The following is a 22,055-nucleotide window of genomic DNA, read 5'->3' on the forward strand; positions in this document are numbered from 1 at the left end:
GCCCCCCTCAAGATGAGATTTCCCAATTAGTAAGACCCCTTGAAGACGACGAGGTTGATAGGTTCGGGGTGGAAGCACGGCAACGTGTGGAGCTGACGAATACTAATCGGTCGAGGGCTTATCCTAAAATGAGTTAAAGATCACTTCAGCTAAACTTTCGTATCCAGTTTTCAATGTGCAAACATTGAACATCGTTTGGTGGCGATGGCGGAGGGGAACCACGCGTTCCCATACCGAACACGACCGTTAAGCCCTCCAGCGCCAATGGTACTTGGACCGCAGGGTCCTGGGAGAGTAGGACGTCGCCAAGCACGAAAGACCTGTCACAGTAAATTGTGACAGGTCTTTTTGTGTGCATGAAGTTTTCGTACTTGGCTTAGGCCAATGCGAAAATCTTCGTGGCGACTTCACTCTCCCAACAGGGAGAGTGTCTGAACCGTTTTGATCGAAGCAATTCGACGTAGCATGACCCGGCCTTTAGAGGTAGGTTCAGACGCCGACCGGCGATGTGATAGCTTCGAAGCTGATTCATCGCCGGTGCGGAATGGACGTTGCCAAGCACGAATGACCTGTCACAGTAAATTGTGACAGACCTTTATGCGTAGCGACTTCACTTTCCCTGTTGGGAGAGTGTCTGAACCTTGTTGATCGAAGTAATTCGACGAAGCGTGACCCGGTCTTTAGAGGTAGGTTCAGACGCCGACCGGCGATGTGATAGCTTCGAAGCTGATTCATCGCCGGTGCGGAATGGACGTCATAGAGCACGAAAGTTACAGCCGGTGCGAATGGACGACCTAAAAGAAATGCCCTATCGTTTTTTGCGACAGGGCATTTATTATGTAAGTAACTCTTCTAACGATGATAGAAGAAAGCTTCTCTTGTCTGTAGGCGAAGAATGCCGTCCTTGCGCTGCTTACGGAATGCAACGGATAGAAGCAGGCGGGGAATGATGACCCAGATATGCCAACTGATCAAGCTGATCATTAACGATGGTTGAATCCATGGATAGAGTACCGCAATAATGCATAAGCCTAGCCAGAACAGATGGCGGTGCACGCGGCGGAATACGGTTATGGATATATCGTTGGCCGGTTTAAAGCCTATCCACGGAGGGTTGACGCGCCAGATCCATTTGCGTTCGGCTGCTTCGGTAACGGAAATAAAGGTTATGATAATGATAACGAGATGCAGCAGTTGAATGGCAGCGAATCCGAACAGCCAGGCGAACAAGCCGTTCATGCCGTACACGAGCATTTGAATGCCTAAGAAGATTGCGGCAATAATAAGATGGCTAAGGATAAGCTCGGACCTTACGACGACTTTTTTGACCAGCTGGTATTGATAGATCGTCGCGTTCTTCTGCTCGGATAGATTCTGTTTCATGAACGACGTCCTTCCTTTGGCAAACATAGTCCCACTATTTATATCGGCAAGTCAGATACCGTTGTGAATACAAACAATTTGGTAATCGCCGCTCACCATTCGCCTAGTTGTCGCATATGATGATATATAAATATTTGAAATGGGTTATGAAACAAGTATAATTCGCTAGAATACGTGGCATAATAATAGGAATAGATCATAATTGGCAAGGAAAGCGGGGATGATCATGGACAATATCGGATCTCACCAATGCACCATATGCGGCAATGTGAAAGCTGAAGGTGAAGGCATACGTATCGTATTGGGCTTTATCTGCAGCGATTGCGAGACGGAAATGGTTCGTACAGATGTCAAAGATGCTAAATATCCTTTTTTCATTCATCAAATGAAGCAGCTATTCGTCGAGAAAAACGCGTAAACAGCCCTGGAGACGGAGGCTGTTTTTTTTCTGTGCGCTTCCCGTTTACGGACGAGGCTCGCATCAGTACAATAGAACAAACGCAGCTCAAAGCTGCTCAATGGACAGGAAGGATGTTGGAGCAGTGAAGCAACGGCTACATGCACCGCTTTACCAAGCACTAGTGAATCATGCAAGCAAAGATCCCGTTAGCTTCCATGTTCCCGGTCATCATGGGAACGAAGCTTTGCAATATGCGTTGAACATGCTGGACAAGCAAGAAGAAGCCATTAATAGACACTTCGGTCCGCTACTTGCGCTAGACGTCACAGAGCTATCGACGACGGATGATCTCCATCATCCGGAATCCTCCATTAAGGAAGCGCAGGCCTTGGCAGCCGAATGTTTTGGGGCAGAGGATACTTATTTCCTTGTAGGGGGAAGCACCTCGGGAAATTTGGCTCTGATTCTGGCGGTATGCGATCCTGGAGATATAATACTTGTTCAACGGAATGTACATAAATCGATAATCAATGGCCTGAAGCTGGCCAACGCTAAGGCGGTATTCCTCACGCCCGAGCGCGAGTCGATTACAGGTCTTGCCACGGTGCCAAGCTTGCTAGAAACCGAAAAGGCCATTATCCGATATCCGGAGGCCAAAGCCGTATTTTTGTCGACGCCCAATTACTATGGAATGAGTGTAAATATGGAGCGTTACGCGGAGCTGTGCCACCGCAATGGCATTCCTCTTCTCATAGACGAAGCGCATGGGGCGCATTATGGATTTCATCCTGAGCTTCCGGCTTCGGCCATTCAGGCTGGGGCCGACGCGGTCGTCCAGTCGACCCATAAGACGCTTACGGCCATGACGATGGGCGCCATGCTGCATGTGCGGGGCAGCCTTTTGTCACGCGGCAGGCTGAAGGACACGCTCGCCATGATTCAAAGCTCCAGCCCATCTTTCCCCATTATGGCGTCGCTAGATATTTCCCGAGCAATAGCCCAGCAGCTTGGACCGGACCTATTTCGTGAATCTATCGAGGCGGTTCGGTTATTTCGTCAATGGCTGAAAGAGGAATCGAGCAGATTGACGGTGCCCGAGAGGGAGGATAGTCCTGTTCGATCTATTTCGTATGACCCGCTAAGAATCTTATTAATGGATAGAGACGGATTGTTGTCCGGCTACGAGATTCAGCAGGAGCTGGAACGGCATGGCTGCTATGCGGAGATGGCGGATCCGAAATATTCTTTGTTGGTCGTTGGCCCTCACGCGGCCCGGGGAGCGATACCAAGGCTTCAAGAGGCAATCCTCCATATAAACGCTAAATATGCTGAAAGATGCGACAGCGCAATGGCGGAGCCTATTCAATCGCTCGATCTCATGGATGAAGATATCAGCAGCGTAAGCGAACCGGTAGCTTTTGCGAGACATGGAATGTCGGGGAAAGGAGCTCGAAGGGTTCATTTGCAGGATGCACGGGGGCAATTGTCCGGCGAGATGGTTATTCCTTACCCTCCTGGCATTCCGATCCTCTATACGGGAGAACGCATTACGAATCATCATATCAGTCAAATAGAATGGTTGGCCAGAACGGGGGCTAGGTTCCAAGGAGCCGAAGACGACACGATGACAACAATCGCTATATTAATAGAAGAGAAAGATGAAGACGGGTCGAATTCCGTCAAACTTTCATTGTAGATGGGGAAGCCCTTTGCTACAATGAATGTACAAGTTGTCGTAAAAGTAAGGAGCACGAACGATTGAGCAAAGGGTTATTTATTACGATAGAAGGCGGAGAAGGAGCAGGCAAGAGCTCACTCATTGGGCTGCTCGCGAATACACTGCAGCATAAGGGCAGAAGCGTAGTCGTGACAAGGGAGCCTGGCGGCATTCCCATCGCGGAGAAAATTCGCGGCGTTATTCTGGATACCGCCCACACGACGATGGACGCCAGGACCGAGGCTTTGTTGTATGCGGCAGCCCGGAGGCAGCATTTGGTGGAGAAGGTGCTTCCGGCCCTGCAAGATGGTCATATTGTCCTATGCGACCGTTTTGTCGACAGCAGCTTAGCGTACCAAGGCTACGCCAGAGGACTTGGGATGGACGAAGTGTGGAAGATCAACGAGTTCGCGATTGCCGGCGTCATGCCTGATTTGACGATTTACATGGATGTGTCGCCAGAGGTAGGCCTCTCGCGCATCGCACAGAATGAGGTACGCGAGGTGAACCGGCTCGATCTGGAGCGTCATTCGTTCCATGAGCGGGTAAGAGAAGGGTATATGCTACTGCTCGACCAATTCCCGGAGCGAATCGCGCGCGTGGACGCGGAGCAAAGCCCGGAGAACGTGCTAAATGAGGTAATCGACGTTATTAGCCGCAGATTTGCAGGATTATAGGGTAACCGCGTCAAAATATACAGAATAAACAGTTGAATTGGAGAAGAGGGGACTTAGTCATTCATTTATCACAATAGAATTTATAAGTTTTCCGTGATTTCGGAATATAAATTCTATTTGACGATAAAAACTACCTCTAAACGCGGTCGTTCATCATGGATTGACTTCGATAGAAGTTTTTCTCATTACCTATTCTAAAAGTATTCAAGGGGGAATGAAGATGAAATTAGTCATCGCGGTAATTCAAGACAAGGATAGCAACAGATTATCGAACGCTCTGGTGCGCGAAGGGTTCCGAGCTACGAAGCTGGCTAGTACGGGCGGATTCTTGAGAGCGGGCAATACGACGTTCATGATCGGAATCGAGGACGAGCGCGTGCACGAGGTTCTCCAAGTCATCAGCGCCAACTGCAAAGTGCGCGATCAATTGGTGACGCCGGTATCGCCGATGGGCGGATCCACGGATTCGTATATCCCATTCCCTGTGGAAGTCCAGATCGGCGGAGCAGCCGTATTCGTCGTACCAGTGGAGCGATTCGAACACTTCTGAATGGGTGTGACAACATGAGAGTTGACCAAAGCTGGAGACCAACCCAGCAAAACCGGACCAACACGGATCCTGCGGCCAAGCCCGTGCAGTCCTCAAGCTTCGCGGACGTGATGGTGCAGCAGGATGCGCAGCGAAGCCAAGAGCAACTGCAGTCCAAGCTGCAGGATATTCATAGGCAGGGCGACCGCCTAGCGAAAAACATGACGGTACGGGAGCTCATGCTATACCGCCAAATGGTCAAGTCGTTCCTCGAGGATACGATCAAACGAGGAGTTGGGCTGAAGGAAGTGCGCGGCTTTGACCGCCGCGGGCGGGTCAAGCGTTACAAGCTGCTCGACGAGATTGACGCAACGCTTGTATCGATGGCCGAGGAGCTGCTCGACACCGAAGAAGGAAGAATCGAGCTGCTGAACAAAATTGGCGAAATACGCGGCATATTGATAAACCTTATGTTTTAACGCGAATCGAGCTGGGAAAGGTAAGGAAGAAGTTATGGGCCTTGAACTGGCGGACGGACAATGGAAGGCGCAGCGCATCCTGAAGCATGCCCTTCAAAGCAATAAAATATCTCATGCTTATTTATTCAACGGCCCGTCCGGAACGGGCCGTCTTCAGATGGCGCGGCAATTCGCCAAAGCGTTATTCTGTACGGCAAACGGCTGGGACGCATGCGGTGAATGCTTGGAATGCCGGAAATTCGAGCATGGCAACCAAAGCGATCTGATCATGCTGGCGCCGGATGGGCAAAGCATTAAAATCGACCAGATTCGCGAGCTGCAGCGTTCGATGTCGTATCGGAGCACGCAATCGGGAAGGATCGTATATATCGTCGAATCGGCGGAGAAGATGACGCTGCAGGCAGCCAACAGCCTGCTCAAGTTTCTGGAGGAGCCCGTATCCCCGATCGTCGCTATCTTGATTACCGATAATGGACAAGCGGTGCTACCGACTATTCGGTCGAGAACGCAGTGGGTGCCGTTCCTGCCGATGTCGCCCGAAACGATGCTTGAACGGTTAACGGAAGAGGGTGCTTCGCCGCTTCTGGCGAGAGCCGCGGTGCACTTGTCCTCCGGGCTGGATGGGGCAAGGGAAATTCTCCAGCAGAATGGGTTTGCAGAAATCCGAAACCTAGTGATACAATTAGGCAAGGAGAGTATGTCCCGATTCACCGCGGCGATGATCACTGCCCAGCAGCAGCTGTTTAAGACGGATTTGGCGAATCAGACGAATCTGCTGCTTGCATTATTAACACTTTGGTTCAAAGATTTAACGCAGTTCCAGGCCGGCAGGCAGGACAAGCTTGTATTTATAGATCAGGTAGAATGGATAAGCAGTCATGCTTACGATCGCTCTTTCGCGGGATGGGTGTCCTGCATGGAGCATGTTCTTGAAGCGGGCAAGCGGATACGCGCGAACGTATCGCCTCAGCTCGCTTTTGAGCAATTATTGGTAAACCTACAGGAGGGCTAATCCTTGTATAATGTCATCGGTGTCCGCTTTAAGAAAGCGGGCAAGATCTATTACTTTGATCCGGTCGATCACCCCGTCGAGAAGGACCAGCATGTTATTGTTGAAACCGCTCGCGGGATCGAATACGGTAAAGTGGTGGTGGGACAGAAGCAAGTCGGTGAATCGGATGTTGTTCTCCCTCTTAAGAAAGTCATTCGGATCGCAAGCGATTCGGATGCCCAGGTCGTCGACGAGAACCGCAATGCGGCCAAGAATGCTTTCACGACATGCCTGGACAAGATCAAGAGCCATCAGCTTCGCATGAAGCTGGTTGACGTCGAATTTACGTTCGACCGGAATAAAATCATTTTTTATTTCACCGCCGAAGGCCGAGTGGACTTCCGCGAATTGGTTAAGGATTTGGCGAGCGTCTTCCGGACTCGCATCGAGCTCCGCCAAATCGGAGTAAGGGATGAAGCCAAGATGCTTGGCGGAATCGGCCCTTGCGGACGCGTATTATGCTGTTCGTCATGGCTTGGGGATTTCGAGCCCGTATCGATCAAGATGGCGAAGGATCAGAACCTGTCTCTGAATCCTACGAAGATCTCGGGGCTATGCGGTAGATTAATGTGCTGTCTCAAGTATGAGCATGACAACTACGAGAGCGTGCGCGAGGAGCTGCCGGCCGTAGGCAAGATTGTCGTAACCTCTTACGGCGAAGGCAAGGTAACCGGCATTAACGCGGGAACGAAGAGCGTATACGTGCAGCTGTTCGATATCCCGGGGAAACCGAAGGAATTGCCGCTGGACGATGTTGTACTGAAGTAGATGTAGACGATAGAGTTGAATCTAATAGGTGAGGTAACGCTCACGCTTGAAGTTCTGGGGTGGGAACTTGGAGAAGAGGAATATTTTTGATCAGATGGATGAGTTGGATAACCGGGTAGGTCTGATTCATGCCGAGCTTAGCGCCCTCAAGCTGAAGGTGAAGGAATTGCTGGAGGAAAACAACAGGCTCAGCATGGAGAACCATCAGCTTCGACAGGTGTTCAAGCGAGAGACGGCCACGGAGCGGGAAGCCGTAACCGCATCCCGAAGCGCGGCGAAGAAGCCGAGAACGGCTCCGTCTCGCGAGGGTCGGATCGCGGAGAGCATCGTGGCAGTTGGAGAAGGACATGATAATTTATCGCGGATCTATCACGAAGGGTTCCATATCTGCAATGTGTACTACGGTCACTTGCGGACGGAGGGCGATTGCTTGTTCTGCTTGTCCTTCCTCAACAAATAAGAGAAACTCGTATCGACAGGCCGTCCTTACTTACTGGGACGGTCTTTTTTTGCTTTTTGCGGGATGTGCGTTATGATGGAAGAAATAAAGGAGAGACGAATCGTGACCGAACAACAATCAATTATGCTTGGCGCAGGGGAACGCATTGATGATTTATTGACCGATACGGGGCTGCGAATCATCCAGAGCAGAGAAGTGTTCAGCTTCTCCTTGGATGCCGTGCTGCTCTCCCGTTTCGCGAACATCCCGAAGAACGGGGGACGAATCGCGGATTTATGCTCAGGCAACGGCGTTATACCGATCCTGCTGTCGGGCAGAACCAAAGCGAAGATCGATGCGATCGAGATTCAGCCGAGGTTAGCCGATATGGCCAGACGAAGCGTGGAGCTTAACGGGCTGCAGGAACAAATTCAAGTGCTAGAGCAGGACCTGCGTACCTATCCGAAAGTAGCGGGCAACGGCGTTTATGATGCGATTACCGTGAATCCACCCTATATGCCGGTAATGGCCGGCGATCACAACGAAAATGAGCATTACGCCATAGCGCGCCACGAAATTCATTGCACGCTTGAAGATTTGGCACAGGCTTGCTGCAGGCTGCTCAGACCGGGAGGCAAGCTGTCGATGGTCCATCGCCCCGCCAGAATGCTCGATATTCTCGAGTCGTTAAGACGATGGAAGCTGGAGCCCAAAAGGATTCAGTTCGTTCATCCTCATGCAGGAGCGGAAGCGAACATGATATTAATAGAAGCAACGCGCGACGGGAAGCCGGATATTCGGCTGCTGCCGCCGATTATGGTATACAACGATGAAGGAGTCCAAATCGTATGAGGGTACAACGAAGCTATAAATCGGAATCGGTCCCGGGCGCAAACGTGAGCGGAAGCGGGACTCTCTATTTGGTCGCGACGCCGATTGGAAACTTAGAGGATATGACCATGCGGGCGATTCGCGTGCTGAGAGAGGCGGATCTGATTGCGGCGGAGGATACGCGGCAGACTCGCAAGTTATTGACGCACTTCGAAATCCATACGCGGCTGGTCAGCTATCACGAGCATAACAAAAGCGCCAGCGGACCGGAGCTCATCCGTTTGCTCCTGGAGGGGCAGTCCATCGCCCTCGTGAGCGATGCCGGTCTTCCTGCGATTTCCGATCCCGGGGCCGACCTTGTCGCGGAAGCAGCGGAACAAGGTATTGCGGTCGTCCCGATCCCGGGGGCGAACGCGGCGCTCTCCGCGCTTATTATGTCGGGGCTGCCGACGGAACGGTTCTTGTTCGCGGGGTTCCCTCCGCGGGAGAAGAAGACGCTTGGCAAATGGCTGAAGGATCTTGCAAAAGAAAGAGCAACGCTTATCATGTACGAGTCGCCTCATCGGCTTGGCAAAACGCTGAGCGCGATGCTTGAAGCCTTCGGCGACCGCCGCATTGCCGTTATTCGGGAATTAACAAAAAAACATGAAGAGGCGATCAGGGGATTAATCTCGGAATGTATCGGCTGGTTCGAGGAGCATTCGCCTCTCGGAGAATTTTGCCTCGTTATAGACGGAGCCAATGAATCAGAGTCAGACGGCCAGGGAGAGAATGAGGTCTGGTGGGCGGAGCTGGATGTGGAGGCGCATGTCTCTCATTATGAATCGACGATGGACCGCAAGGAAGCGATCAAACAAACGGCGATCGACCGGGGGGTCCCGAAGCGGGACGTATATAATGAAGTAAACCGCTGAGAAAAAAAAGGACCTTCCTGGCCGGGTTCTAGCGCAGGAAGGCAAAAAGGAGTATAAAAAGGTTAGAATTAACAAGGTGGTATAAATTGATTATAACCGATTTTTTTTATTTTGTCACAGGAGAAGGCATTTCTGATAAACAAATATGGCAAACAATTTTTCCCTTAAAGTAGGAAACGTTCTCCGCGTTGCCGCAGAAGATGCATGCCGGCTCATATTTTTTCAGCATGATGCGCTCGCCGTCTACATAGATTTCCAGCGCATCCTTCTCGCCGATGCCCAAAGTACGACGCAGTTCAATCGGAATAACAACGCGTCCCAGCTCATCGACCTTACGTACGATACCTGTGGATTTCATCATATCTATCAGTCCTCTCCAAAATATGCATTCGTCATCGTTCGACAATGTTTGTGAAATCTATGTTTCTATGATACCAACTCTTCCCAAAACAGTCAACAATAAAACTGCTTCCAAATTGCAGTAATTACAAGACTTCTCGGGTTATAGTAAAAATATTGCTCTGTAATAGAATACAACAGCTTCGACAATTTGGAAACTATTCGACGACACTATTCGACATTTAGTGCGCGGGTTGTGTCGAAAATATGAACAAAGGAGATGAAGAAATGAGGGAGAAATTAACGGAAGAAAAAGTGTTTAAGGATCCGGTTCACCATTACATTTATGTTCAAGACCAAACGATTTGGGATCTTATTAATACGAAGGAATTCCAGCGGCTTCGCCGGATCCGTCAGCTGGGAACGACGTATTTGACCTTCCACGGGGCCGAGCACAGCCGATTCTCCCATTCGCTTGGCGTCTATGAAATTACCCGCCGCATCATTTCGCAATTCGAACGTAACGGTTACCCGGACTGGCCGCGAGAAGAGAGGCTCGTCTCCTTATGCGCCGCTCTGCTCCATGATGTCGGCCACGGCCCGTTCTCGCATTCATTGGAAGAAATTTTTGACACGGACCACGAGGTGTGGACCTGTAATATTCTGCTGGGCGATACGGATATCAATGCGGTGCTCCGCCAAGTAAGCGAAGACTTCCCGGCCAAGGTGGCCGCGGTTATCCAGAAGACGTATCCGAAGCCGATCGTCATCAGCCTTATATCCAGCCAGATGGACGCGGACCGCATGGATTATTTGCTTCGCGACGCTTATTTCACGGGCGTCAATTACGGCACGTTCGACCTGGAGCGGATTCTTCGGGTGCTGCGGCCATATCAGGGGAAAATCGTGGTCAAAGAAAGCGGCATGCATGCGGTGGAGCATTATCTGATGTCCCGCTATCAAATGTATTGGCAAATCTATTTCCACCCCGTCACCCGTAGCTCGGAAATTATATTGAGGCAAATATTCCGCAGGGCGCAGGAGCTGTACCGGGAAGGCTATACCTTCGGGTGGATGGCCAGCCCTCTGGAGAAGCTATTGAACAACACGCTTAGCTTGCATGATTATTTGAAGCTGGACGAATCGCTCGCGCAGACGGCGTTCTCGGAATGGGCCGAGGAGTCCGACGAGCTGCTCGCCGACTTATGCGGACGCTTTCTGAACAGACGCCTCTATAAATATGTAACCATCGATAACCCGGATGAAACATGGCTTTCCGAAGTAGCCGACGCGCTGCTCTCCGCAGGCCTCCATCCCGATTACCATATGGAAATCGACTACCCGTTCGACCTTCCGTACGATGTTTATCGCCCAGACCAGAAAAACGGCGAAAAACGGGAAAAAGCGCCGATTTTGTTGCTGGACAACGAAGACCGCATTAGCGAAATTTCCGTGAAATCCGACATCGTTCGTTCGATCACGGGCTTGCGGCAAGGACAATATCATTTGTACTTTCCGGAAGAGTCTCTGCAAGAGAAAAAAGCGATTCTATCCGATCGCATGATTCAGCTGTTCAGGCTGAATGAAACGAAACCTACACCCATGTAAGGAGAACTGACAGCCATGACAATACCATTCCTATTCGATACGCATACCCATCTAGATTCTTATAAATTCGACAGCGACCGGGAGGAAGTGATCGAGCGCGCGAGAGCCGCCGGCGTCCAGCTTATGGTCAACATCGGCTTCGACAGGGAGACGATCCCGACGACGATGGCGCTTGCGGAAAAATACGATTTTATTTATGCCGCGGTCGGCTGGCATCCCGTGGAGAGCATCCATATGAAGCCGGAGGATCTAGGCTGGATCGAGGAGCTGTGCAGCCATAAGAAGGTCGTCGCGATTGGCGAAATTGGGCTGGATTACCACTGGGATACGTCGCCGAAGGACGTTCAGCACCGCGTATTCCGCGAGCAGATCCAGCTGGCCCGCAAGGTGAAGAAGCCGATTGTCATCCATAACCGCGACGCGCATGAGGACATCGTCCGCATCCTGAAGGAAGAGAACGCGGCCGAAATTGGAGGAGTGATGCACTGCTTCTCGGGGAGCTGGGAGACGGCTAAGCAATGCCTCGATATGAACTTCTATATTTCATTCGGAGGACCCGTTACCTACAAGAATGCGAGGGTACCCAAAGAGGTATTGGAGAGAGTTCCGATGGACCGTTTATTGATCGAAACAGACTCCCCTTATCTGACTCCACATCCATTTCGTGGGAAGAGAAATGAATCCTCTTATGTGGCTTACGTGGCTGAGGCCGCAGCCGAAATTAAGGGGAAAACGGTGGAGGAAATCGCTCAAATCACGACCGAAAACGGTAAAAAATGTTTTGGACTCCAGTGAAAATAGGATTAAACGAGAGAAATAAAGACTAATCAAGCAATAAAACTGATTTTTGAAGCTGAAATCAACCGATTTTTCAAACTTTACCTTGTTTTTTCGTAAAAATCGGATTTTATCGCTTCTTTACAGCAAGGCTCTGATGAAGGTATCATTCAAATCAGAGCTTTTCGTTTTGTATTGGATTTCCAGTCAGGCATCCAGGTTTTTGAACCTCAAATTCTCTCCTCTCCCGCATCCTATCGTGAACGCTCAAGGCGCCTACCACACGTTCTTCCATTCGACGATCTCCACCGCATACCAGAATAAACGGTACATCGTCGTCATAGGGTTATCAAGAGGGGGGTGAGAAGTTAAGCTTACTGGAGCGCGTGCTTGCACGCCAATCTATAAATAGTCGCGTCAGTTGTAACATGCGTAACACTTGGCGGCGGGGCTATGAAGGAGGACCGAAGAAGTGGGCTTACTCCCTATGAAGGACACCCATGGGAAACGATCATCCAGCATGACTTTCGCAATGCGATGGAAGCATGGAAACCTGCGTTTGATTATCTTGAGCGCTACAATCTCAATCGCTATGACTTTCATGTTTTTGGTGTTGTTGTACGGAACGGCTGTCAAGAGCGTCTCCGTAGTAGTGAATGGACAAGAAACCATTGTGGAAACGAAGCAATGGGTCCTGCAACGCCTACTGGATGAACAAGCTATTACAATCGGGCCTCATGACGAGGTATCCGTCCCGCTTAATTCACCGATTAAGGACGGGGACCGTATCGTGGTGGAACACGCGATTCCGGTCAATGTAACGGCTGATGGCAAGACATCAACGGTGTACACGACAGAGAAGACGGTACAGGCGGCGATAGAGAAGCTGAATCTATCCCTTCGAAGTGAAGATCAAATAAGTCCTCCGCTGAACGAAGCGCTGGAAGCGGAAGACGAAGTAACTATAGTGCGTGTGGACACGAAGGTGTCCGAGCTCGAGAAAACCGTGCCATTCTCTATCGTGAAGAAGGAAGACCCGACACTCCTGCAAGGTCAAGAGAAAGTTGTTCAGACCGGCAAGGAAGGCGTTATGGTCGAGCAAGTTCAGGAGAAGTACGAGGATGGCGTACTTGTATCCAAGAAGAATATCAGCGAAGTCGTTCAGACGGCAGCGGTGGATCAGGTTATTGCGGTAGGCACCAAGAAGCCTGAGCCCAAAGTTACCGTGCTGTCTAGCAAAAGCCCGAGCGTCATGACCGTCACCAAAGACGGCTATACGTTCGGAGCCAAGAAGGTTCTCAAAAGCGTCACCTTAACCGCCTATACGGCCGGCTTCGAGTCGACCGGCAAGAGCGAAGGCGACCCTGGCTACGGCATTACCGCTTCAGGCACCCGCGTTACCGAGGGTAGAACCATCGCCGTCGATCCGAAGGTCATTCCGATCGGCTGGTGGGTCTACATCGAGGGCATCGGCTTCCGTCGCGCGGAAGACAAGGGAAGCGCCGTGAAGGGGAACAAGATCGATATCTACTTCGCCAGCGAAAGCCATGCGACGAAGTTCGGCAAGAAGACAGGCTATACCGTCTACATTCTTGGACCGAATAAGCCGAAGGCGAGCTAACCGGTACATAATAGCCGGGAAAGGGCTGCTTCTCGGGGTCAACCAGGACCTCGAGAAGCAGCCCTTTCGTTTGTGTTAAGTTCCGGAGGAGGGCTAGCCGCATGCTTTGCAAGTTTCCGGAAGGTAGGATATGCTGAGGCTAGGGATAGCAAAGGAAGGATTGGACCAAGTGATTAAGGAAGTCATCGTAGTGGAAGGCAAAAGCGACACGATCGCGATTAAACGCGCGGTAAACGCGGATACGATAGAGACGAACGGCTCCGCCATCGGCGAAGACGTGCTTCGTCGCATCGCGCTGGCCATGGAGCGGAGAGGCATTATTATCTTCACCGATCCCGATCATGCGGGAGAGCGGATTCGCAAGATCGTCGCCCGTCATGTGCCAGGGTGCAAGCATGCGTTCCTGCCGCAGGAGAAGGCCTATTACAAAGGCGATATCGGCATCGAGAACGCAAGCCCGGAGGCAATTATCCAGGCCTTGTCCGAGCTGCGGACCGAGACGAAGGACGACGGATCCGGCGAGATCGGCTGGGACGATCTGATGGACGCGGGCTTGATCGTTCATCCGGATGCGGCGAACAGGCGCCTTCTTATGGGCAAGCTGCTCGGCATCGGCTACGCGAACGGCAAACAATTTTTCAAACGCTGCACAAGCTTCCGCATAACGAAGGCGGAATTCGAGCATGCTTTGCGCGAAATGGAACAGAACCTGGAGGGATCGTAGGATGGGAAGCACGAGCGGAGGAGCCACGGACAAGCCGCAGGCTAAGCCGGGAGGAGCGGGCGAAGTCGGAACGCCCAAACGCACGAAGGAGATTATCGGGAAGTACGGCTTCTCGTTCAAGAAGAGTCTGGGACAGAACTTTCTGATCGACGGCAATATATTAAGCCGGATCGTCGACGCGGCCGAGCTGGGAGGCGGCACGGGAGCCCTCGAGATAGGACCGGGCATCGGCGCGCTTACGCAGCGGCTGGCGGAGAAGGCGGGCAAGGTTGCGGCCATCGAAATCGATCAGAGGCTGATTCCGATACTTGGCGATATTCTGGCGGACAAGCCTAACGTGACGATCGTGCACGGTGACGTGCTGAAGATCGACCTGAAGGAGCTGTTCCGGGAGCAATTCACGGGCTGCGAGGGCGTCAGCGTCGTGGCGAATTTGCCCTATTACGTGACGACTCCGATCTTGATGAAGCTGCTGGAGGAGAAGCTCCCTCTGCGGCATATCGTCGTCATGATCCAGAAGGAAGTGGCGGAGCGGATGGCCGCGAAGCCGGGAGGCAAGGAATACGGCAGCTTGAGCGTGGCCGTCCAATATTATTGCGAGCCGAAGCTTGTCTGCACCGTGCCGCACACCGTGTTCATCCCGCAGCCTAACGTAGATTCGGCGGTCATTAAACTGTCGGTGAGGGACAAGCCGGCTGTTGACGTGCCGGATGAGGAGCATTTCTTCCGCGTCGTGCAGGCTAGCTTCGCCCAGCGCCGCAAGACGCTCATGAACAATCTGACCGCTTTCGTCGGCAAGGAACGCCGCGAAGAGCTGACGGCTCTTCTCGCGCGTATCGGCATCGATCCGGGCAGGCGCGGCGAGACGCTGTCGCTGGATGAGTTCGCCCTGCTGTCGACAAGCATGCTGGAAGCTGGCTGGAGAGGATAGTGCAGAAATTGGTCACCATTCGACGTATCCGCCCATAGGATAGACGAAGAGGTGATTGACCTATGAAGCAAGGGGACCTGGTCGTCCGCAAATCGTATGGCGGTGACGTGTTGTTCCGTGTCGAAGAAGTACGTACTTATAACGCCGTCCTGAAGGGCACGGACTACCGGCTGCTGGCGGATGCGCCAATTCCTGATCTGTCGGTCGTACGCGATCCCGACGCCACCAGCGCGGTCCAGCAGGTACGCATCAAAGTGAACGAGTCGCTGAGGAGAATGCGCACCGACAGGGAGCGGCAAGGATTAGCCGTGGAGGAGGCCAGTAGGCTTCCCGAGCAGCAGCAGAACGCGAATTACTTCGAGATGCCGGGGAAAGTGCTTCACCTGGACGGGGACAACAACTACTTGAAGAAGAGCATGCAGTTATATAACACGATGCGCGTTCCCGCGCACGGGCTTCATCTGCACGAATCCCAGATGGCGGAAGTATTGTACCGGCTGCTGCCGCAGATCAAGCCGGATATCGTCGTCATTACGGGACATGACGGCGTGCTGAAGAACCGGGCTCCGAACGAGGTGTACAGCCTCAGCAGCTACAAGAACTCCCAAAACTTCGTGAACGCCGTGCGGATCGCAAGGGAATACGAGAAGAACAGGGATGGCCTCGTCGTAATAGCCGGAGCCTGCCAATCTCATTTCGAGGCGCTGCTGCAAGCAGGATCGAACTTCGCGAGCTCGCCCGGCCGCATCTTGATCCATGCGCTGGATCCCGTCTATATCGCGATTAAATCCAGTTATACGTCGATTCGCGAATCCATCAATCTGCATGACGTGATCCACGGCACGATCAGCGGCATTGACGGGGTTGGCGGCATCGAGACGATGGGGAGATATCGCGTAGGCTTGCCGAAGCCGAAAGCTGCGACGGGATTGGGAGCGGTAAGCACGGCTTACCATGCATAGTTTATCGGATAACGGGAGAAACTAACGATCGACTGTAGGAATTTTAAAAATGGATGAAATGACCGTTGACAAGGGAAATGACCTACTGATATAATATTTTGCTTTGTTTGACAAATCCTCTTTCTTTGGTTATAATGGACAAGGAAAGAGGTGGTAGCTGACAATGGCAAAAAATGCGCTGTTGGATATAAAACGCAGCTTGGAAGCTCATGTAGGTTCCAAAATCCGTTTACGGGCGAACGGTGGTCGCCGAAAGACCATTGAACGGACCGGCACGCTGGAAGAAATCTACCCTTCTGTGTTCATTGTCAAGCTGGATGAGGAGCAGCACGCGTTCAAGCGTGTATCCTACAGCTATGCGGACATCCTGACAGAATCCGTGGAAGTGACCGTGTGCAATGATGAGGGTCAAGTACGCATCGCTTTTCAACAATAGATCGACATTCGTTTCGCCAAGCCTCTCGAGGCTGCTGACGCAGAGAAATCTGCGTCTTTTTTCTTGTTTGGACCTCCCGGCCTTCCGCATAATCCAGATCGGCGTACACATACTAGCAACGTAGAGGAAAGGCAACTTAGACGTTAACAGGAGGGATTGCTGGTGGGTCGCAGAAGACGCGGCGTCATGTCGGAGCAGCTCAAATACGAGCTGGCGAAGGATTTAGGGTTCTATAACACGGTGCAAGAGGAAGGCTGGGGAGGCATTAAAGCCAAAGACGCCGGCAACATGGTGAAGCGGGCGATCCAGCTTGCGGAGCAGGCGGCGGCTAAGTCGCAGCAACCATAAAGCATTTTCGAACACGAAGCTAAACCTCGGGCTATCATCAGGCGGCCCAGCGGGTTTAGCTTTTATTGTGTTCCTTTGTTATAATGGGGCTTAAGCTAAAGATCGAACGGGAGAAGTTACCTTTATGAAAATATACGAGAAAGCGCCTGCGAAAATAAATCTGCTTCTAGACGTGCTGCGGAAAAGGGAAGACGGCTATCACGAGGTAGAAATGATCATGACGATGGTGGATCTGGCGGATCGGCTCGAGATGGAAGAGCTGCCGCGCGATACGATCATCATTTCGAGCCAGGTCGGTTATATTCCGCTCGACGAGAAGAATTTGGCCTTCCAGGCCGCAAGGCTGATCAAGGAGCGCTACGACGTCAGGAAGGGCGTCTATATCCATCTCGATAAGAAAATACCGGTAGCCGCGGGATTAGCCGGCGGAAGCAGCGACGCGGCGGCGACGCTGCGAGGACTGAACCGGCTGTGGGGGCTCGGCATCTCGGAAGACGAGCTGTGCGACCTTGGCGCCGAGCTGGGCTCGGACGTGCCTTTCTGCGTGAAAGGCGGCACGGCGATCGCCAGAGGTAGAGGAGAGAAGCTCGAGCATATCGACCACCCGCCGCAATGCTGGGTCGTGCTCGCCAAGCCTCCGATCAACGTCTCGACGGCCGACGTCTATGGGAAGCTGAGAGCGAACGAGCTGAAGGAGCATCCGTCCATCGCGAATATGCGGGACGCGCTTGCCCGAGGATCGTTCCAAGATATGTGCAGCGGGCTCGGGAACGTGCTGGAGAACGTCACTCTGGAGCTGTACCCGGAGGTGCTGCAGCTTAAGGAAAGCATGCTGCGTCTCGGAGCGGACGGCGTGCTCATGTCGGGCAGCGGACCGACCGTGTTCGGTCTCGTATCGAAGGAAGCCAAGCTTCCTCGCATTTATAACGGATTAAGAGGCTTCTGCAAAGAAGTATACGTGGTAAGAATGCTTACATAGGCATGACGTTCTTCTTGATTAAATCCGTATAAAAATGTTATATTGTCAATATATTATTCGGATTTAGTGGGGGGACATGGCTATGAAAAAGTTAAAACGGAGCTCCAGGCTCGTAGAAATGACGCAGTACCTATTATCTCGTCCCCACACGTTAATTTCATTGACAGCATTTGCAGACCGATATCAATCCGCGAAGTCCTCGATCAGCGAGGATCTGGCTATTATAAAAGAAGTGTTCGAAGAAGAAGGCATTGGCGAGCTGCAGACCCTGGCGGGGGCTGCAGGCGGCGTCAAATATATGCCGCATATGAAAGAGTCGACTGCGCTCGAGATCATGGAAGAAGTATGCCTCAAGCTGGAGCAGCCGGACCGCGTGCTTCCGGGCGGCTACTTGTACATGACGGATATGCTCGGACAGCCGGAGCTGCTTGCGGACGTAGGCCGGATGTTCGCGACGGCGTTCATGGGCCGCCGAATCGACGTCATTATGACGGTAGAGACCAAAGGCATTCCTCTCGCGTACGCCACGGCCGCGTGCCTCAACATTCCCGTCGTCATTGTCCGCAGGGACAACAAGGTAACGGAGGGCTCCGCCGTCAGCATCAACTACGTGTCTGGCTCCAACAAACGGATCCAGACGATGTCGCTTGCCCGCAGGGCGCTCAAGGAAGAATCCCATGTGCTGATCATAGACGACTTCATGAAAGCCGGCGGGACGATTCAGGGCATGATGGATTTGCTGCACGAGTTCAAGGCCACGGTCGCCGGCGTCGGCGTATTCGTGGAATCCGGCGAGGTCGAGCTTGAGGAGCGTCTTCTCGAAGACTATGTCTCGCTCGCCAAGCTGACTGCGGTCGATATGAAGACGAAACAAACGAAGGTCGTCCCGGGCAACTATTTCAAAGGCTAGAGAGGAAGGATTCCATTATGACAACGAATGCAAAGCTGCAAGTCATCTCCACAAGCGAGGCGCCGGCCGCGATCGGCCCGTACTCCCAAGCGATTAAGCTGGGGGGCTTGCTCTTTACTTCCGGACAAATTCCGCTCGACGCCTCCGGCGCGCTGGTAGAGGGCGGAATCGAGGAGCAGACGCATCAAGTGTTCCGCAATTTGAAAGCGGTTCTCGCGGAGGCGGGCGCGTCCTTCCAAGACGTCGTCAAAGCAACCGTATTCCTGAAGGACATGAACCAGTTCGCGACGGTGAACGGCATCTATGCTTCCTACTTCGGAGAGCATAAGCCTGCCCGCTCGGCTGTAGAGGTGGCAAGGCTTCCGAAGGACGTTCTTGTCGAAATCGAAGTCATTGCATCGACATCTGTCGAATGAAAACGAAAAAAATTCATACTCCAAAAAATATTTTAAAATGAGCATCTTTTTACCAAAAAATAAGAAGGAATTGGCACAAAAACGTGGAAGTATACACCAAGTCTCAGATAGGCAAAGGTGGTGAACACAAGTGCAAATTACTGATGTAAGACTCCGCCGCGTTAACTCGGAAGGACGTATGAAGGCGATCGCATCGATTACCATTGACAACGAATTCGTGGTTCACGACATTCGCGTCATCGATGGCAACAATGGGATGTTCGTAGCGATGCCTAGCAAACGTACTCCGGATGGTGAATTCCGCGATATCGCTCATCCGATCTCTTCCACGACTAGGGAGAAGATCCAAGCTGCCGTACTGGCAGAATACGAGCGCGCGGCCGATGAAGTAGCAATTGAAGAAGGCGCTTAATAGCAGCTCCGTCGAGGGCTGCGGCTAGATGGTATTACAGGAGAAGAGAGCCTTGGCTCTCTTTTCTTTTTTTTCAATATGAGCTATATTCATGTGAGGATTGGAAGGCGATAGGGAGGGTTTTACCTTGAAGAAAATTATGGCGATTGTGCTGGCCGCAGGGCAAGGCAAACGGATGAAATCGAAATTATATAAAGTGCTGCATCCCGTATGCGGCAAACCGATGGTCGGCCACGTGCTGGACACGGTGAAGGAAGCGGAGAGCGAGCGGACGGTCGTCGTCGTGGGGCATGGCGCGGAGATGGTAAAGGCGCGCCTCGGAGACGCGGCCGAGTTCGTGCTGCAGGAGAAGCAGCTGGGCACGGGCCACGCCGTCCAGCAGGCGGAAGCGCTCCTGGGCTCGGAAGACGGCATTACCATCGTTATCTGCGGCGATACGCCGCTCGTGCAGGCTTCGACGCTGCGTTCCATGCTGGAGCTGCACGAATCGAGCGGAGCGGCGGCTACGATCATGTCGGCGTCGTTCGAGGACCCTACAGGATACGGACGAATCATTCGCGGCGAGGACGGCACGGTACAGCGCATCGTGGAGCACAAAGACTGCTCGGCGGAGGAGCTGCTGGTCCGGGAGATCAATACGGGCACATACTGCTTCGATAACCGCAAGCTGTTCGATTCGCTGTCGCGCGTAACGAATCAGAATGCGCAGGGCGAATACTATCTGACCGACGTAATCGGTCTCCTCAGGGAAGCGGGAGAAGTCGTTCAAGGCTACTGCACGGCGGATATCGCGGAAGCGATCGGCGTGAACGACCGCGTAGCGCTTGCCGAAGCGGAGCGTTACATGAGGGAGCGCATTAACCGGAAGCATCTGCTGAACGGCGTGACGATCATCGATCCGTCGAATACGTATATCGAAGCAAGCGTCAAGATCGGTTCGGATACGGTTCTTTACCCGGGGACGGTGCTGCGCGGAACGACGGTCATCGGCGAGGATTGCGTGATCGGTCCGGCGTCGGAGCTGACCGACGCTGTCGTTCATAACGGCGTATCGATCAAATATTCCGTTGTCGCCGAGTCCGAAGTAGGCGAGGACAGCACGGTAGGTCCGTACGCGAATCTGCGTCCCGGCTCCAAGCTTGGACGCGGCTGCAAGATTGGCGATTTCGTCGAGCTGAAAAACGCGACGTTGGACGACGGCAGCAAGGTGTCGCATCTGAGCTACGTGGGCGACGCGAAGGTCGGAAAGGAAGTCAACATTGGCTGCGGCGCGATCACGGTGAACTACGACGGCTTTAACAAGGCCCTCACGGAAATCGGCGACAACGCGTTTATCGGCAGCAACGTGAATCTGATCGCTCCCGTGAAGATCGGCGACGGCGCTTACGTGGTAGCGGGCTCGACCGTAACGCAGGACGTGCCGGAAGGCGATCTCGCGATCGCCCGCGAGCGACAGGTGAACAAGCCGGGCTACGCGGATAAGATCCGCGCGCGCGCGAAAGCGAAGAAGGAACGGAGCCAGAAGTAACGGAGAGCGGTCGGTTTCGTGGTTGCCGGTTCTCTTCGAGGCTCGACGTGATTAATTTTGGCCTCATGTGGGTAACTTTATATGGAATTCCAATTCCTCGAGGAGGGTTCCATATGGCTATTGCAATGAAGGTCGAACAACGAACGGGGGCCACGAAGGGCGACTTGCGCAAGCTCCGGATGAGCGGCCAAGTGCCGGGCGTCGTATATGGCAAGAAGCTGCAGAACGCGGCGCAAGTAACGGTTAGCGAAAAGGAATTGTCTGCGCTGCTGCGCTCCCATCCGAATGCCATCCTTGATCTGGACGTGCCGGCAGCCGGCAAGCATTCGGTCATGGTATCGGACGTGCAGCGCGACTCCTTAACGGGCAAGCTGCTGCATGTCGACTTCCACCAGATTAATATGAACGAAGCCGTGAAGGCGAATGTCCGCATCGAAGCGGTCGGCGATTCGGCAGGCGTGCGCGAGGGCGGCATTCTTTCGCTTATTCTTCATGAGCTGGAAGTACAGTGCCTGCCGGGAGACATTCCGGAAATTGTCGAGGTAGACGTGAGCGAGCTCGAGATCGGAGGCAGCTTGACCGTAGAGGATCTGAAGCTGCCGCAAAGCGTAGAAGCGAAATCCGATCCGCAGCTTGTGGTCGTGACGGTGCTCGCGCCGCAGAAAGAGCTGAGCGAAGAAGAAGCGGAAGCGCAGGAAGTGGAGCTGCATGAAGCGGAATCCCGCTCGGAGGAAGCGAAGCACGCGGAGATTGCGACAAGCACATAGAATAAGGCGTATGTTGGGGTAACACGATGACATAGGAACGGCAGTGGCCGTCCTTGGAGCAGACACATCTGCCGATGGGACGGCTTTGCTGTGCTTGGGGCGGTGTTCG

Annotated in this window: 26 protein-coding genes and 2 rRNA genes; 26 read left to right on the forward strand and 2 right to left on the reverse strand. The window is 52.8% G+C overall.

The genetic code is table 11. From position 1 onward, the window contains the following. Positions 1-126, forward strand: a 23S ribosomal RNA gene (locus tag NQZ67_RS25120); the annotation flags it as partial. Positions 127-194: 68 nt separating this feature from the next. Next, positions 195-311 (forward strand): 5S ribosomal RNA (gene rrf / locus NQZ67_RS25125). Positions 312-852: 541 nt separating this feature from the next. Here rrf and NQZ67_RS25130 read toward each other — a convergent pair. After that, complete coding sequence (locus NQZ67_RS25130) at positions 853-1,383, reverse strand: transposase (RefSeq protein WP_257451393.1); 531 nt, start codon at positions 1,381-1,383, stop codon at positions 853-855. A 226-nt stretch (positions 1,384-1,609) separates the two neighbouring features. Between NQZ67_RS25130 and NQZ67_RS25135 the strand changes: the two genes are divergently transcribed. The 10 genes from NQZ67_RS25135 to rsmI all read left to right on the forward strand — a co-directional run bounded on the left by NQZ67_RS25135 (position 1,610) and on the right by rsmI (position 9,188). Then, positions 1,610-1,801 (forward strand): sigma factor G inhibitor Gin, encoded by a 192-nt coding sequence (locus NQZ67_RS25135; RefSeq protein WP_371825360.1) that lies wholly within the window; start codon positions 1,610-1,612, stop codon positions 1,799-1,801. Positions 1,802-1,925: 124 nt separating this feature from the next. Beyond that, a complete protein-coding gene (locus tag NQZ67_RS25140) occupies positions 1,926-3,479 on the forward strand; it encodes an aminotransferase class I/II-fold pyridoxal phosphate-dependent enzyme (RefSeq protein ID WP_257451395.1) in 1,554 nt (517 codons plus the stop codon). Between the two features lie 62 nt (positions 3,480-3,541). After that, positions 3,542-4,177, forward strand: coding sequence for a dTMP kinase (tmk, locus tag NQZ67_RS25145; protein WP_257451397.1), 636 nt, complete (start codon positions 3,542-3,544; stop codon positions 4,175-4,177). Positions 4,178-4,397: 220 nt separating this feature from the next. Then, the gene (gene darA, locus NQZ67_RS25150; RefSeq protein ID WP_257451399.1) at positions 4,398-4,727 is read left to right on the forward strand and encodes a cyclic di-AMP receptor DarA; all 330 of its coding nucleotides are present in this window, start codon (positions 4,398-4,400) and stop codon (positions 4,725-4,727) included. Positions 4,728-4,741: 14 nt separating this feature from the next. Continuing rightward, positions 4,742-5,185, forward strand: a complete 444-nt coding sequence (locus NQZ67_RS25155) for a YaaR family protein (RefSeq protein ID WP_257451401.1) — start codon at positions 4,742-4,744, stop codon at positions 5,183-5,185. A 34-nt stretch (positions 5,186-5,219) separates the two neighbouring features. Continuing rightward, positions 5,220-6,197 carry a DNA polymerase III subunit delta' gene (gene holB / locus NQZ67_RS25160; RefSeq protein WP_257451403.1) on the forward strand — a complete coding sequence of 326 codons (978 nt, stop codon included), beginning with the start codon at positions 5,220-5,222 and terminating at the stop codon, positions 6,195-6,197. Positions 6,198-6,200: 3 nt separating this feature from the next. Then, on the forward strand, positions 6,201-7,004 hold the full coding sequence (locus NQZ67_RS25165; RefSeq protein WP_257451405.1) for a PSP1 domain-containing protein: 804 nt from the start codon (positions 6,201-6,203) through the stop codon (positions 7,002-7,004). A 67-nt stretch (positions 7,005-7,071) separates the two neighbouring features. Next, complete coding sequence (locus NQZ67_RS25170) at positions 7,072-7,464, forward strand: initiation-control protein YabA (protein ID WP_257451408.1); 393 nt, start codon at positions 7,072-7,074, stop codon at positions 7,462-7,464. A gap of 123 nt (positions 7,465-7,587) precedes the next feature. Then, a complete protein-coding gene (locus tag NQZ67_RS25175; protein ID WP_257451562.1) occupies positions 7,588-8,295 on the forward strand; it encodes a tRNA1(Val) (adenine(37)-N6)-methyltransferase in 708 nt (235 codons plus the stop codon). After that, a complete protein-coding gene (gene rsmI / locus NQZ67_RS25180; RefSeq protein WP_257451410.1) occupies positions 8,292-9,188 on the forward strand; it encodes a 16S rRNA (cytidine(1402)-2'-O)-methyltransferase in 897 nt (298 codons plus the stop codon). Before NQZ67_RS25175 ends, rsmI begins: the two co-directional genes overlap by 4 nt. Positions 9,189-9,294: 106 nt before the next feature. On the opposite strand, the gene NQZ67_RS25185 is transcribed toward rsmI, so the two are convergent. Continuing rightward, positions 9,295-9,549 (reverse strand): AbrB/MazE/SpoVT family DNA-binding domain-containing protein, encoded by a 255-nt coding sequence (locus NQZ67_RS25185; RefSeq protein WP_012772023.1) that lies wholly within the window; start codon positions 9,547-9,549, stop codon positions 9,295-9,297. A 266-nt stretch (positions 9,550-9,815) separates the two neighbouring features. Here NQZ67_RS25185 and NQZ67_RS25190 point away from each other — a divergent pair, with 266 nt between their 5' ends. The 14 genes from NQZ67_RS25190 (at position 9,816) to NQZ67_RS25255 (ending at position 21,946) form a co-directional block, all read left to right on the forward strand. Continuing rightward, on the forward strand, positions 9,816-11,135 hold the full coding sequence (locus NQZ67_RS25190) for an HD domain-containing protein (protein ID WP_257451416.1): 1,320 nt from the start codon (positions 9,816-9,818) through the stop codon (positions 11,133-11,135). A gap of 15 nt (positions 11,136-11,150) precedes the next feature. Next, the gene (locus NQZ67_RS25195) at positions 11,151-11,930 is read left to right on the forward strand and encodes a TatD family hydrolase (protein ID WP_257451418.1); all 780 of its coding nucleotides are present in this window, start codon (positions 11,151-11,153) and stop codon (positions 11,928-11,930) included. Positions 11,931-12,384: 454 nt separating this feature from the next. Next, on the forward strand, positions 12,385-13,533 hold the full coding sequence (locus tag NQZ67_RS25200; RefSeq protein WP_257451420.1) for a resuscitation-promoting factor: 1,149 nt from the start codon (positions 12,385-12,387) through the stop codon (positions 13,531-13,533). Positions 13,534-13,702: 169 nt separating this feature from the next. Continuing rightward, the gene (rnmV, locus tag NQZ67_RS25205; RefSeq protein ID WP_371825361.1) at positions 13,703-14,257 is read left to right on the forward strand and encodes a ribonuclease M5; all 555 of its coding nucleotides are present in this window, start codon (positions 13,703-13,705) and stop codon (positions 14,255-14,257) included. A gap of 1 nt (position 14,258) precedes the next feature. Continuing rightward, a complete protein-coding gene (rsmA, locus tag NQZ67_RS25210; protein WP_257451424.1) occupies positions 14,259-15,188 on the forward strand; it encodes a 16S rRNA (adenine(1518)-N(6)/adenine(1519)-N(6))-dimethyltransferase RsmA in 930 nt (309 codons plus the stop codon). Positions 15,189-15,250: 62 nt separating this feature from the next. Next, a complete protein-coding gene (gene yabG / locus NQZ67_RS25215; RefSeq protein WP_257451426.1) occupies positions 15,251-16,150 on the forward strand; it encodes a sporulation peptidase YabG in 900 nt (299 codons plus the stop codon). Positions 16,151-16,313: 163 nt separating this feature from the next. Further along, on the forward strand, positions 16,314-16,586 hold the full coding sequence (gene veg, locus NQZ67_RS25220) for a biofilm formation stimulator Veg (protein ID WP_116050072.1): 273 nt from the start codon (positions 16,314-16,316) through the stop codon (positions 16,584-16,586). 162 nt (positions 16,587-16,748) lie between these two features. Next, positions 16,749-16,934, forward strand: a complete 186-nt coding sequence (locus tag NQZ67_RS25225; RefSeq protein ID WP_371825359.1) for a small, acid-soluble spore protein, alpha/beta type — start codon at positions 16,749-16,751, stop codon at positions 16,932-16,934. Between the two features lie 124 nt (positions 16,935-17,058). Further along, on the forward strand, positions 17,059-17,913 hold the full coding sequence (gene ispE, locus NQZ67_RS25230) for a 4-(cytidine 5'-diphospho)-2-C-methyl-D-erythritol kinase (protein ID WP_257451431.1): 855 nt from the start codon (positions 17,059-17,061) through the stop codon (positions 17,911-17,913). Between the two features lie 82 nt (positions 17,914-17,995). Further along, entirely contained in the window at positions 17,996-18,823 is an 828-nt protein-coding gene (gene purR / locus NQZ67_RS25235) for a pur operon repressor (protein WP_257451433.1), read from the forward strand. A gap of 17 nt (positions 18,824-18,840) precedes the next feature. Next, a complete protein-coding gene (locus NQZ67_RS25240; protein ID WP_257451436.1) occupies positions 18,841-19,239 on the forward strand; it encodes a RidA family protein in 399 nt (132 codons plus the stop codon). 130 nt (positions 19,240-19,369) lie between these two features. Next, on the forward strand, positions 19,370-19,651 hold the full coding sequence (spoVG, locus tag NQZ67_RS25245) for a septation regulator SpoVG (protein ID WP_087571183.1): 282 nt from the start codon (positions 19,370-19,372) through the stop codon (positions 19,649-19,651). A 139-nt stretch (positions 19,652-19,790) separates the two neighbouring features. Next, on the forward strand, positions 19,791-21,179 hold the full coding sequence (glmU, locus tag NQZ67_RS25250; protein WP_257451565.1) for a bifunctional UDP-N-acetylglucosamine diphosphorylase/glucosamine-1-phosphate N-acetyltransferase GlmU: 1,389 nt from the start codon (positions 19,791-19,793) through the stop codon (positions 21,177-21,179). A 113-nt stretch (positions 21,180-21,292) separates the two neighbouring features. After that, positions 21,293-21,946, forward strand: coding sequence for a 50S ribosomal protein L25/general stress protein Ctc (locus tag NQZ67_RS25255; RefSeq protein ID WP_257451439.1), 654 nt, complete (start codon positions 21,293-21,295; stop codon positions 21,944-21,946). Positions 21,947-22,055 lie beyond the last annotated feature (109 nt).

This window comes from Paenibacillus soyae, assembly GCF_024623455.1.
Taxonomy (GTDB): domain Bacteria; phylum Bacillota; class Bacilli; order Paenibacillales; family Paenibacillaceae; genus Pristimantibacillus; species Pristimantibacillus soyae.

Bases quoted from the DNA above. Each gene is read 5' to 3' on its own strand.
- NQZ67_RS25130 (WP_257451393.1), bottom strand. From the start codon at position 1,383: ATGAAACAGAATCTATCCGAGCAGAAGAACGCGACGATCTATCAATAC.
- NQZ67_RS25135 (WP_371825360.1), top strand. From the start codon at position 1,610: ATGGACAATATCGGATCTCACCAATGCACCATATGCGGCAATGTGAAA.
- darA (WP_257451399.1), top strand. From the start codon at position 4,398: ATGAAATTAGTCATCGCGGTAATTCAAGACAAGGATAGCAACAGATTA.
- NQZ67_RS25155 (WP_257451401.1), top strand. From the start codon at position 4,742: ATGAGAGTTGACCAAAGCTGGAGACCAACCCAGCAAAACCGGACCAAC.
- holB (WP_257451403.1), top strand. From the start codon at position 5,220: ATGGGCCTTGAACTGGCGGACGGACAATGGAAGGCGCAGCGCATCCTG.
- NQZ67_RS25175 (WP_257451562.1), top strand. From the start codon at position 7,588: ATGCTTGGCGCAGGGGAACGCATTGATGATTTATTGACCGATACGGGG.
- rsmI (WP_257451410.1), top strand. From the start codon at position 8,292: ATGAGGGTACAACGAAGCTATAAATCGGAATCGGTCCCGGGCGCAAAC.
- NQZ67_RS25185 (WP_012772023.1), bottom strand. From the start codon at position 9,549: ATGATGAAATCCACAGGTATCGTACGTAAGGTCGATGAGCTGGGACGC.
- NQZ67_RS25190 (WP_257451416.1), top strand. From the start codon at position 9,816: ATGAGGGAGAAATTAACGGAAGAAAAAGTGTTTAAGGATCCGGTTCAC.
- NQZ67_RS25195 (WP_257451418.1), top strand. From the start codon at position 11,151: ATGACAATACCATTCCTATTCGATACGCATACCCATCTAGATTCTTAT.
- rsmA (WP_257451424.1), top strand. From the start codon at position 14,259: ATGGGAAGCACGAGCGGAGGAGCCACGGACAAGCCGCAGGCTAAGCCG.
- yabG (WP_257451426.1), top strand. From the start codon at position 15,251: ATGAAGCAAGGGGACCTGGTCGTCCGCAAATCGTATGGCGGTGACGTG.
- veg (WP_116050072.1), top strand. From the start codon at position 16,314: ATGGCAAAAAATGCGCTGTTGGATATAAAACGCAGCTTGGAAGCTCAT.
- ispE (WP_257451431.1), top strand. From the start codon at position 17,059: ATGAAAATATACGAGAAAGCGCCTGCGAAAATAAATCTGCTTCTAGAC.
- purR (WP_257451433.1), top strand. From the start codon at position 17,996: ATGAAAAAGTTAAAACGGAGCTCCAGGCTCGTAGAAATGACGCAGTAC.
- NQZ67_RS25240 (WP_257451436.1), top strand. From the start codon at position 18,841: ATGACAACGAATGCAAAGCTGCAAGTCATCTCCACAAGCGAGGCGCCG.
- glmU (WP_257451565.1), top strand. From the start codon at position 19,791: ATGGCGATTGTGCTGGCCGCAGGGCAAGGCAAACGGATGAAATCGAAA.
- NQZ67_RS25255 (WP_257451439.1), top strand. From the start codon at position 21,293: ATGGCTATTGCAATGAAGGTCGAACAACGAACGGGGGCCACGAAGGGC.